11 protein-coding genes are annotated in these 11428 nt (G+C 68.8%); 8 read left to right on the top strand and 3 right to left on the bottom strand.

What is annotated here, in order from left to right; translation table 11 throughout:
- The first annotated feature begins 13 nt into the window (after nt 1-13).
- From AB0M56_RS37545 to AB0M56_RS37535, 3 genes are all read left to right on the top strand, one after another.
- Complete coding sequence (locus AB0M56_RS37545) at nt 14-739, top strand: FCD domain-containing protein (protein WP_364185232.1); 726 nt, start codon at nt 14-16, stop codon at nt 737-739.
- 100 nt (nt 740-839) lie between these two features.
- Entirely contained in the window at nt 840-2300 is a 1461-nt protein-coding gene (locus tag AB0M56_RS37540) for an alpha/beta fold hydrolase (RefSeq protein WP_364185230.1), read from the top strand.
- 46 nt (nt 2301-2346) lie between these two features.
- Nucleotides 2347-2691, top strand: a complete 345-nt coding sequence (locus AB0M56_RS37535) for a nuclear transport factor 2 family protein (protein ID WP_364185228.1) — start codon at nt 2347-2349, stop codon at nt 2689-2691.
- A gap of 45 nt (nt 2692-2736) precedes the next feature.
- Here AB0M56_RS37535 and ilvA read toward each other — a convergent pair whose 3' ends face one another.
- A complete protein-coding gene (gene ilvA, locus AB0M56_RS37530) occupies nt 2737-3993 on the bottom strand; it encodes a threonine ammonia-lyase IlvA (protein WP_364185226.1) in 1257 nt (418 codons plus the stop codon).
- 107 nt (nt 3994-4100) lie between these two features.
- Between ilvA and AB0M56_RS37525 the strand changes: the two genes are divergently transcribed.
- A complete protein-coding gene (locus AB0M56_RS37525; protein ID WP_364185224.1) occupies nt 4101-4472 on the top strand; it encodes a hypothetical protein in 372 nt (123 codons plus the stop codon).
- Here AB0M56_RS37525 and AB0M56_RS37520 read toward each other — a convergent pair.
- Nucleotides 4467-5894, bottom strand: a complete 1428-nt coding sequence (locus AB0M56_RS37520) for a short-chain fatty acyl-CoA regulator family protein (protein ID WP_354880371.1) — start codon at nt 5892-5894, stop codon at nt 4467-4469. The two genes, AB0M56_RS37525 and AB0M56_RS37520, sit on opposite strands and share 6 nt — an antisense overlap.
- Nucleotides 5895-6123: 229 nt before the next feature.
- Between AB0M56_RS37520 and aceA the strand changes: the two genes are divergently transcribed.
- Together aceA and aceB are read left to right on the top strand one after the other, a co-directional pair.
- Nucleotides 6124-7413: an isocitrate lyase gene (gene aceA, locus AB0M56_RS37515; RefSeq protein WP_364185222.1), complete on the top strand. Its 1290-nt coding sequence runs from the start codon at nt 6124-6126 to the stop codon at nt 7411-7413.
- Nucleotides 7414-7481: 68 nt separating this feature from the next.
- Entirely contained in the window at nt 7482-9089 is a 1608-nt protein-coding gene (aceB, locus tag AB0M56_RS37510; RefSeq protein ID WP_364185220.1) for a malate synthase A, read from the top strand.
- 380 nt (nt 9090-9469) lie between these two features.
- Here the strand turns inward: aceB and AB0M56_RS37505 are convergent, their stop codons facing one another.
- The gene (locus tag AB0M56_RS37505; protein WP_364185218.1) at nt 9470-10003 is read right to left on the bottom strand and encodes a TetR/AcrR family transcriptional regulator; all 534 of its coding nucleotides are present in this window, start codon (nt 10001-10003) and stop codon (nt 9470-9472) included.
- A 93-nt stretch (nt 10004-10096) separates the two neighbouring features.
- On the opposite strand from AB0M56_RS37505, the gene AB0M56_RS37500 reads away from it, so the two are divergent.
- Both AB0M56_RS37500 and AB0M56_RS37495 read left to right on the top strand, forming a co-directional pair.
- Complete coding sequence (locus AB0M56_RS37500; protein ID WP_285969729.1) at nt 10097-10555, top strand: nuclear transport factor 2 family protein; 459 nt, start codon at nt 10097-10099, stop codon at nt 10553-10555.
- A 58-nt stretch (nt 10556-10613) separates the two neighbouring features.
- Nucleotides 10614-11396 (top strand): class I SAM-dependent methyltransferase, encoded by a 783-nt coding sequence (locus tag AB0M56_RS37495; RefSeq protein WP_364185216.1) that lies wholly within the window; start codon nt 10614-10616, stop codon nt 11394-11396.
- Nucleotides 11397-11428 lie beyond the last annotated feature (32 nt).

The raw sequence follows: 11428 nt of genomic DNA, 5'->3' as shown, positions 1-11428 counted from the left end.
GTATGGTCTCCGCATGGCTGCCGACCTGGGTTCGCCGGCGCTGACGGGCATCCGGCGCCTGTCCGCGCTCGAGACCGTGCGGGCCCGCATCGCCCTCGCGATCGAGCTGGGCCTGCTGGGCCCGGGGGAGCGGTTGCCGCCCAACGGCGAAATCGCGCGTGCGCTGGGTGTCGGCGACATCACCGTGCGCCGGGCGCTGGTGTCATTGTGCGAAGACGGCGTGCTGGTGCGCCGCCGCGGCCGCAACGGCGGCACGAGCGTCGCCCCCGACGCGCCGGCTGGCCGGGTCGGGGCGGTGAACGCGTACCGCGAGTCGGCGGACGAGGTCCACGACCTGATCGACCACCGGCTGGTGATCGAGGCGGGGCTCGTCCAGCTCGTCGCCACGCGGCGAACCGAAGAGGACGTCGAGCGGCTGCGCGACCTCGTCCGCCGCATGGACGACGCCGCCGGGTGGGCCGAGTTCCACGAGCTCGACGCCGAGTTCCACCTCGCCGTGGCCGCCTCGGGCGCGCCGGCGGCGGCGGTGAGGCACTACGAACTAGTGCTGCGGGAGCTGTACCGCTTCTACCTGCCGTACCGGATGTCGGCGCTGCGCGCGTCCAACCGGGAGCACGAGGTGATCGTCCGCGCGATCGCCACGCGCAATCCCGACGAGGCGGCGATCATGACCCGCGCTCACGTCGGGGATCTGCACCGGACGATGTTCGTCGGCCTGCCGGACGTGTCAGGTTCCTGACGCGCGACAGTCCACTACGGACTGATCTCGACCCATCGGTGACGCACATCAGCCGATCGGCTGATCCGGGTCTTCGCGCACGAGCCCGATGATCATCAACATGCCGAAGTTCCGTTTACTCGTCCCGGTTGTCGCGGCCGTCGCGATGGTCCCCCTGGTGCCGGCGCTCGCGTCCGCGCAGGGGCTGGATTGGAAACCCTGCGTGTCCATCGCGAAGGGCTGGGATGCCGACGACCAGCGCACCGAGTGCGCGATGGTGACCGTGCCGCTCGACTACTCCGACCCCAGCGGCCGCACGATCGACATCGCCGTCAGCCGAATCCGCGCGACGGGCACGCGCACAGGCGCGATCGTGTTCAACCCCGGCGGCCCCGGCCAGTCCGGGATGAAGATGCCGCTCACCATGTCGGAGAGCAAAGCGTCCGGCCTGCTGGAGCACCACGACCTCATCGGCTTCGACCCGCGCGGCGTCGACTACAGCGCGAGCCTCCAGTGCGAGGAGGACGACGCCCAGCCCGACCCGTCGTTGTCCGAAAAGGACCAGGCGCGGTTCCTCGCCGAACACAAGGCCGCGGCCAACGCGGCGTGCTTCGCGAAGGACCCCGCCCTCGTGAAGTCGTTCACCACGCCCAACGTCGCCCGCGACGTCGACCGCATCCGCGAAGCGCTGGGCGAACAGAAGATCGGTTACTACGGCGTCTCCTGGGGCACGGCCCTCGGCGCCGAGTACCGGACGCTCTTCGACAACCACGTCGACAAGATGCTGCTCGACTCCGTCATGCCGCCCGAGCTGAGCGTCACGACGATGGACGACGACCAGGCCGCCGCGGGCGAGAACACGTTCCGCGAATTCTCCGCGTGGGTCGCGCGCTACGACTCCGTCTACCACTTCGGCGGCATCGAACCCCAGGTCGAGAAGGCCTTGCTCGACCTGCGCGCCGAGCTCGCCGCGCACCCGCGCACCGGCCCCGACGGTTCGCCACTCAACGGCGAAACCGTCAACCAGTTCTTCGCCTACCCGCGCCGCCAGTGGGTGGAGGCCGCCGGCCAGCTCGCCGCCATCCGCGACGGCGGTGCTTCGACGGCACAGCCCGATGCCACAGCCTCGCCGAAAACCGGCTTCGGCTGGGACACCGAACGGACCGGTGGCAACTTCTTCCAGCAGAACGCCCTGCTCTGCAACGAATCACCCAGCCCCCGCGACTTCGACACGGTCTGGCAGCACCGCACCGACCGGATCAAGGCCAACCCGGTCGCCGGCTCGTTCGGCGTCTACGAGCAGATGTGCGTCGGCTGGCCTGTGCCCGCGACGCAGTGGCAGTTCAGCGCCGGCAAGAGCCCGCTGCAGTTCGTCGGCCACGCCTTCGAACCGGTCACGCCCATCGGCTGGGCCCTCGCCATGCAACGGCAAATCGGCGGCTCCCTCATGACCGTCGAAGACGACGCCCACGGCTCGCTATCGAGCCTGCCCTGCGCCGCCGCGGCCGTGACGTTCTTCGACACCGGCCAGACGACCACCCAGTCCTGCCCCGGCGCGCCGATCCCGGCTCCGAAGGCGTAGCCGCTGACAGGCGAAACCCACGTGACGCCGCGGATAACCTCACCTCGTGAGCGAGATCCTGCGGCGTCACGTGGCCGCGTTCAACGACCGCGACCTCACCACTCTGCTCGGGGGTTTCACCGACGACGCCGTCTGTATCACGGGCACGACGGTTGCCCGTGGCCGCGCCGAGCTGGCCGGCCTTTTCGAGAGCGCCATCACCCAGCTCCTGCCGACCCTGACCATCGACGAGATCCTGATCGACGGCGATCGCATGGCCGCCCAGCTGACCGAGCGACTCACCCACGGCGGAGAGGAGCACAGGTTCTCGATCGCCGGCTTCTACCGCCTTCGCAACGGCCGCATCGCTTCCGCCAAGATCTATCGCGAGGGCAGCGCAGAACTCGACTGAACCCCGTTGCCGTTCAGCGGCGAATGCTTCTGACCAGCGGAAACGTCACAGCAAGAAGTGGAACAGCGGGCTCCCCGGCTCCACCTGCTCGACCTGCAGCGGGCTCGCCTCCAGCCGCTTGAGCAGGCCGGGCAGCTCGGCCGGCCGCGGGATTTCGATGCCGATCAGCGCCGGCCCGAGCTCGCGGTTGTTGCGCTTCACGTACTCGAAGCGCGCGACGTCGTCCTCCGGTCCGAGGATCTCGTCGAGGAAGCGCCGCAGCGCGCCCGGCTCCTGGGGGAAGCTGACGAGGAAGTAGTGCTTCAGTCCTTCGTGCATCAGTGAGCGCTCGAGGATTTCGCTGTAGCGGCTGACGTCGTTGTTGCCGCCCGAGACGATGCACACCACCGTTTGCTCGGGTTCGACCAGGACCGTGGTCCCGAGTGCGGCCGACGCCAGCGCGCCCGCGGGCTCGGCGATCACGCCGTCGGCCTGGTACATGGCCAGCATCTCCGTGCACACGGCGCCCTCGGGCACGGAGGTGAGCTCGGCGCCGCTGTCGCGCACGAGTGGGTACGTCACGCCGCCGGCCTCACGGACCGCGGCGCCGTCCACGAACGATTCCACCGCCTCGATCCGCACCGGCTTGCCGGCCTCCAGTGCCGCGGCCATGCACATAGCCCCGGCCGGCTCGACGCCGACGACGCGGATCTCCGGGTGCCGCTCGCGCACCCAGGTCGCGATGCCGGCCAGCAGGCCACCGCCGCCGACGGGCACCACGAGCACGTCCGGCACGAAGCCGAGCTGCTCGACGACCTCCAGCGCCACCGTTCCCTGGCCGGCGACGGTGCGAGGGTCGTCGAACGCCGGCACGAGCGTCGCGCCCGTGCGTTGAGCGTCGTCGTTGGCGGCGGCGAACGCGTCTTCGTACGTCTCGCCGACGACGATCACCTCGATGTGCGCACCGCCCAGCGTCGCGATGCGCTCGCGCTTCTGCCGCGGCGTGGTGCCTGGCACGTAAACGCGGCCGTTCGCCCCCAAACGGCGACATGCGTACGCCACACCCTGCGCGTGGTTGCCGGCGCTCGCACACACGACGCCGCGCGAGCGCGTGGCCTCGTCGAGCTGGACGATGAAGTTGTAGGCGCCGCGGATCTTGTACGAGCGGACCGTCTGCTGGTCCTCCCGCTTGAGCCACACTCGCGCGTCGACGCGGGACGAGAGCCGGGCGTTCGGCTCGAGCGGCGTCCGGGTGACCACACCCGTGAGCCGCTCGGCGGCCTGTTCCACCATCTGGGCACTGACGGTATCGATCCGTTGCACGATCGTTGAATCTACTTCCCGCTCATCGCGACGTCCGAGGCGGTGCGGGCGGCAGCTTGCGGTCAGCCGTCACCGACTGCCGGGGGAACGGCCTAATTTGCGCAGTCATGAACGTTTCGGACGAGCCTGACCGGCCGGTCTCGGTCGTGCTCGCTGCCGCCTTCTTTATCGGCCAGACCGCGGTGTTGCCGGCCATGGGCGCACTTTCGCCGGCGTCCGGTGGCATCGGATTGCTCGCTGTCCTTGGTGCCTGGTGCTGGTGTATTCGGTGGTGCGGCTCTGGCTGGGCGGGCGCTGGGGCCGGATCACGTGTTGTCACGCTGGTGCCCGGCTACGCGGCGGTGAGCGCGCTGGTGGACGGGCACGCTCTGCCGACCATCGGTGTCCTCGATGTCATGCTCAGCGTGTTGTCACTGATCGGCCTCGTGCTCGCCTACCTGCCGGCGTCCAACACCTACATCCGCCTCCGCAGCTCATGAACTCTTCGGCACCGCCGGGTACGGGACGAACGTGCTGGTGTTCTCGTCGACCGTCAGCGGCTTGCCGATCGCCGGGAACGCGCGCTGCGAGCAAGCCGGGCGTTCACAGACTTTGCAGCCCATCCCGATCGGCGTCGCCGCGGCGGGCTCGTCCAGGTCGAGGCCGGTGGAGTAGACGAGCCGTCCCGCGTGACGGAGTTCGCAGCCGAGGCCGACGGTGAACGTCTTGCCCGGGCTGCCGAAGCCGCCGATGTTGCGCGAGACCGTGCGCGCGACCCAGAAGTAGCGTTTGCCGTCGGGCAGGGCCGCGATCTGTGTCAGGATCTTGCCAGGCGAAGCGAATGCCTCGTAAATGTTCCACAACGGACACGCGCCGCCCACGCGCGAGAAGTGGAACCCCGCGGCCGACTGGCGTTTCGACATGTTCCCCGCCCGGTCCACGCGCACGAACGAGAACGGGATGCCCCGCTGCTTCGGCCGCTGAAGCGTCGACAGCCGGTGGCACACCGTCTCGAAGCCGACGCCGAAGTGGTCGCACAGCCGCTCGATGTCGTAGCGGAATTTCTCCGCCGTGGTCAGAAAAGGGCCATACGGCAGGATCAGCGCGCCGGCGAAGTAGTTCGCCAGGCCCACGCGCGCGAGCGTCCGCGCGGTCGGCCCCGAGAACGCCCACGAGTCGGCCAGCTCGGTGATCAGGTCGTCGTACTCCAGCAACGCGATCTGCGAAGCCATCCGGAACGCCTGTTGCCCCACGCGCAAGCTCGGTGCGAGCCGCAGCACGCGCGTCGCCGGCTCGTAGCGGTGCTGCTGACCTGCGGCTTCGTTCAGCCCTTCGCTAGTCACCTCCACGCCGTAGCGCTGCCAGAGGCGATCCTTCAGCGACGTCAGCGCCGAGCCTCGGCGCAACGGGATCTCCGCGGCCATGCGTTCGGCGCGCTCGTCGAGCTCCGCGACGTAGTTCTCCCGCTCGTAGAAGAAGTCGCGCACCTCTTCGTGCGGCAACGGCGCCGCGGCGCTGCCGTGCAGGCCGAGGCCGTTTTCCGTGGTCAGCGCGACCGTGCTCTCCACGGCGTTGCGGTAGCTGCGGTGCAGCTTCACCAGTGCCTGGGCGATCGAGGGCAGGTTGGAGGCCAGCTCGTTGAGCTCGCTCGTGGTCACCTCGACGCCGACGACCTCGTCGAGCAGCGCCTCCTTCACGTCCGCGACCAGGCGAGACGTGTCGTTGTTGGCGAAGAACTCCGTGTCGACGCCGAACGCCTGCGTGATCCGCAGCAGCACGGGCACCGTCAACGGCCGTGAGTTGTGCTCGATCTGATTCAGGTAGCTGGGTGAGATCTCGAGCACACGAGCGAGGTCGGCCTGGCTCATCGAACGGCTCTCACGGAGATGCCGTAGCCGCGCCCCGGCGAAAGTTTTGTCCATCGCTCCTCCGATCGGCCGGAAGGTTTCCGGCCCTGAACGATTACGTGAACGATCAAGGCCGTGGATTTTCACCCGACTTGCCAATCAGCGATTCGCAAGCTTTGCAAGATGCTACGCATCCTTCACATAAATTGGCAAATTGGAGCTATGGACCGCCTTTTCGTGCTCGTGTCAGGGTCGTAACCAGGCAAGGCGAGCAATCGCAAACTTCGCAACACGGGAGAGTCCGATGACCGAGCAGGCCAAGCAGCTCGACCAGGCGGCGGCCGAGCTGGCCGAGCAGTGGAAGACCGACCCCCGCTGGGCGGGCGTCCAGCGGACCTACTCCGCCGCCGATGTGGTGAAGCTGCGTGGCTCCGTCGTCGAAGAGCACACGCTCGCCCGTCGCGGTGCGGAGCGGCTGTGGGAGCTCCTGCACACCGAGGACTACGTCCACTCGCTGGGCGCCCTCACCGGCAACCAGGCCGTCCAGCAGGTCCGCGCGGGCCTCAAGGCGATCTACCTGTCCGGCTGGCAGGTTGCCGCCGACGGCAACCTGGCCGGCCAGACCTACCCGGACCAGAGCCTCTACCCGGCCAACTCGGTCCCGGCCGTCGTCCGCCGCATCAACAACGCGCTGGGCCGCGCCGACCAGATCAACTGGGCCGAGGGCAACACCGACATCGACTGGTTCGCGCCGATCGTCGCCGACGCCGAGGCCGGCTTCGGTGGCCCGCTGAACGCGTTCGAGCTGATGAAGGGCATGATCGCCGCCGGCGCCGCGGGCGTGCACTGGGAGGACCAGCTCGCGTCCGAGAAGAAGTGCGGCCACCTCGGCGGCAAGGTACTGATCCCGACCAAGCAGCACGAGCGCACCCTCAACGCCGCCCGCCTCGCCGCGGACGTGCTGAACGTGCCGACCCTCGTCGTCGCCCGCACCGACGCGCAGGCCGCGACGCTGCTGACCAGCGACGTCGACGAGCGTGACCAGAAGTACCTGACCGGCGGTCGCACGGCCGAGGGCTTCTACGAGGTCAACAACGGCATCGAGCCCTGCATCGACCGCGGCCTGGCCTACGCGCAGTACGCCGACCTGCTGTGGATGGAGACGTCCACTCCGGATCTCGAGATCGCCCGCAAGTACGCCGAGGCGATCAAGGCCGAGTTCCCGGACCAGATGCTGGCCTACAACTGCTCGCCGTCGTTCAACTGGAAGAAGCACCTCGACGACGACACCATCGCGCGGTTCCAGCGCGAGCTCGGCGCCATGGGCTACAAGTTCCAGTTCATCACGCTCGCCGGCTTCCACGCGCTGAACTACTCGATGTTCGACCTGGCCCACGGCTACGCCCGTGAAGGCATGACCGCCTACGTCGGGCTGCAGGAGCGCGAGTTCGCCTCCGAGGAGCGCGGCTACACCGCGACCAAGCACCAGCGCGAGGTCGGCACCGGTTTCTTCGACCTGGTGTCCACGGCCCTGAACCCGGAGAGCTCGACCACCGCGCTCAAGGGCTCGACCGAAGAAGACCAGTTCCACTGACCTACCCCCGCGGGCCGGCGATTCCGGTCGCCGGCCCGCCCCCCTTCTTTCCCTCGCGGAGGTACGAGATGGCCGACAAGCTGAACTACCGCATCGAAATCACCGGTCCCGCCGGTGACCGGTTCGCCGAGATCCTCACCCCGGCCGCGCTGGAGTTCGTGGCCAAGCTCGACAACGCCTTCGCCGGACGCCGCCGCGAGCTGCTCGACGAGCGCCGCCGCCGTCGCGAGCGCGTGCAGGCAGGGGAGGAGCAGCTGGACTTCCTGCCCGAGACGCGCCGCATCCGCGCCGACGACAGCTGGCGCATCGCGCCGCCGGCGCCCGGTCTCGAGGACCGCCGCGTGGAGATCACCGGCCCGACGGACCGCAAGATGACCGTCAACGCCCTGAACTCCGGCGCGAAGGTCTGGCTCGCCGACTTCGAGGACGCGACTTCGCCGACGTGGCACAACATCGTCGACGGCCAGCTGAACCTGTTCGACGCCATCCGCCGCAACATCGACTTCACCACCGAGTCAGGCAAGCACTACACGATCGGCGACGACCCGGCGACGATCGTCGCCCGCCCGCGCGGCTGGCACCTGGTGGAGAAGCACATCCGCATCGACGGTCGCCCGCTGTCGGCGAGCCTGGTCGACTTCGGGCTGTACTTCTTCCACAACGTGCGCCAGCTGATCGCGCGCGGCAGCGGCCCGTACTTCTACCTGCCGAAGCTCGAGAACCACCTCGAGGCGCGCCTGTGGAACGACGTTTTCCTGTTCGCGCAGCAGGAGCTTGGTATCCCGCGGGGCACCGTCCGCGCGACCGTGCTGATCGAGACGATCACCGCTGCGTTCGAAATGGACGAGATCCTCTTCGAGCTGCGCGAGCACGCCGCCGGCCTGAACGCGGGGCGCTGGGACTACATCTTCAGCGTCATCAAGAACTTCTCCGAGCACGGCGCCGACTTCGTGCTGCCGGACCGCGCGCAGGTCACGATGACGGTCCCCTTCATGCGTGCCTACACCGAACTGCTGGTCCGCACGTGCCACCGCCGTGGTGCGCACGCGATCGGCGGGATGGCGGCGTTCATCCCGAGTAAGGACCCTGACGCAAACGCGACCGCGTTCGAGAAGGTCCGCCAGGACAAGGAACGCGAGGCGGGCGACGGGTTCGACGGCTCGTGGGTCGCACACCCCGGGCTGGCCCCCGTCTGTCGCGAGGTCTTCGACAGCGTGCTGGGCGGCTGGCCCAACCAACTGGGCCGGCTGCGTGAGGACGTCGACGTCACCGCCGCCGACCTGCTCGACGTTGCCTCCGCCGGCGGCGAGGTGACCGAGGCCGGCGTTCGCGCCAATATCAACGTCGCCCTGCGCTACATCGACTCCTGGCTGCGCGGCACGGGAGCCGCGGCGATCCACAACCTCATGGAAGACGCCGCGACCGCCGAGATCGCGCGGTGCCAGGTCTGGCAGTGGATCCGCAACGGCACGAAGTTCGCGGACGGCACGGCGTTGACGCGTGAGCTCGCGGTGGAGTTCCTGGACGACGAGTTCGAGTCGATTCGCGCCGATCTGCCCGCCGGCCACCGCCTCGACGACGCCCGCGCCATCTTCACCGAGACCGCCTTGGGCGAGAAGCTCTCGGGCTTCCTCACGACGAGCGCCTACGCCCGCCACCTGTGCGACGCGCGGTGACCACGCTCCGGCCGCCCCTGACCTGACCGGGGACGGCCGGTTTCCCGCACCGCTTTGGGACGGTGCGGCGAGACGGGTCCGGTGGCGGAGGCTCCCCGCCACCGGACCCGGGTTTTCGTCTGTTGCCGTCCAGTGGCTAGGCGCTGGTGGGCGGCGCTTTTTGGTCTGTCGGCCGGCCATGGCTCTGTTGCCGCTGATCGGCGACAGGCTCCGGAGCTGCCCTTTTCGACGTGCCGGCGGCGATCGCCGGGGGTCATCCATCGGCCGTGCGGTACAGCTACGGCTCGCCGTTGACTGGCGATTTGTCGACGAACGCGTCGATCGCCGTTCAGCGGCGACGACCTGGCCGGCCGCTCATCGGCGACTCCAAGGCCGCGGGATCAGCGCCGCGCGGCCAACAGCGTCGCCGCGGCTGCGCGAGCCGTGCCGGCCTCGCCGGGGTCACCCTTGATCGCGGCGAGCACCGTGGCCCCCTCCATGAGGGAGAAAAGCTGGTCGGCGAGGTCGTCGTCGGCGACGAGCCGCCGCAGGTACGCGCGCACTTCGTCCTTGTGGTTGTGGATGGCCGTGGCCACGCCGGGCGCGAGCGTCCCGAACTCGCCGAACGAGTTCACGAACGCGCAGCCCCGGAAGTCGGGCTCGCTGAACCAGTTGTGCAGCCAGTCGAAGACGGCCAGCGGGTCGTCGCCCCGCGCGGCGACGAACTCGCGCAGCGACCGGCGCCAGCGTTCGTCGCGCGTGTTCAGGTAGGCGGCCACGAGGTCGTCCTTTGACGGGAACACCTGGTATAGCCGCTTGAGCGAGACGCCGGAGCGGCTGCGCACGGCGTCCATGCCCACGGACTGCACGCCCTGGGCGTAGAACAGGTCTTCGGCTGCATCGAGTAGCCGTTCGGTGGCTTCCGCGGTGTTCACGTCATGTCCCTCTGGTGTGGAGAATCAACGTTCTCTATGCTAGCCGAACCAGGGAGAACGCACGTTCTCCCGCGATCCGCGCAGGAGCCCGCCATGACACCGCGCCCGCCGTTCCCGCCGTTCGACGAGAACACCGCCCGCCAGAAAGTCCAGGCCGCCGAGGACGCCTGGAACACGCGCGACCCCGAGAAGGTCTCCCTCGCCTATACCGAGGACTCCGTGTGGCGAAACCGCGACCAGTACGTCGTCGGCCGTGCGGAGATCGTCAAGTTCCTGACACAGAAGTGGGAGCGCGAGCTCGACTACGCGCTGCGCAAGGAACTGTGGGGCTTCCGCGGCAACCGCATCGGCGTGCGGTTCCAGTACGAGTCGCACAACGCCGAGGGCCAGTGGTTCCGCAGCTACGGCAACGAGCTCTGGGAGTTCAGCGACGAAGGCCTCATGCGTCGCCGCGAGGCGAGCATCAACGACCGCCCGATCGCGGAAAGCGAACGCTGGATTTTCGGCAAGCGCCCGGAAGCCGAGCACGGCAAGGAGTTCCCCATCTTCTGATCCTCGGCCGTGAGCGAACGCGCGTGATTTCTCGCTGAAGTGCAGCCAGGATCCAGTTATGAGCCTGGGATTCAGCGGAGAAGTCACGGAGTTCTACCACCGCTACCGCCGCGGTTACCCGACGGCGGTGTTCGATGCGATCGCCGCCGAGTTCGCCCTGGCCGGGGACGACGTGGTCCTCGACCTCGGGTGTGGCACGGGACAGCTCGCCGTGCCGATGGCCGCGCGGGTCCGCGCGGTCGCGGGCATGGACCCCTCGTCCGACATGCTTTCGCGCGCCCGCCGCGCCGCGGCCGACGCCGGCGTGACCAACGCGTCGTGGCTCCTGGGTGGCGACACCGACGTCACAGCGCTGAATTCCCTGCTCGACGGGCTCGGCGCCGTCACCATCGGGCAGGCGTTGCACTGGATGGACTACGCGACGCTGTTCGCCGCTGTGAAGCCGATGCTCCGGCCGGGCGGCGGCATCGCGGTGGTCACCAACGGTTCACCGCTGTGGCTCCAGGACAGCGACTGGTCGCGAGCACTGCTCGGCGTGCTGTCCGACTGGTTCGGCCGGCCCCTCACCGCGTCCTGCGGAACGGACGACGCCAGCCAGGACCGCTACCGCGCCGCGCTGGTCGGCGCCGGTTACGACGTCGGCCTCCGCACCATCGACTACACCGGCGACCTCACCGCGGACGAGATCATCGGCGGCGTCTACTCGGCCATGGGCGAGGACGAGTTGCCGCCCAGCGGCGAACGGCCGGCCTTCGAGAACCGCATCCGTTCGGCGATCGAGCCCCACGCGCCGTTCCGTGAACCGGTTCGCGTGACGATCCTGACCGGTCGCGTGGCCTGAGTTTCGTCGCCACTGAGTGGCAACAAGAGGTC

It is taken from the genome of Amycolatopsis sp. NPDC051372 (genome assembly GCF_040682095.1).
Classification (GTDB): Bacteria; Actinomycetota; Actinomycetes; order Mycobacteriales; family Pseudonocardiaceae; genus Amycolatopsis.
The sequence above is the reverse complement of the archived record's forward strand: the minus strand, read 5'-3'. Positions and strand labels throughout refer to the sequence as shown.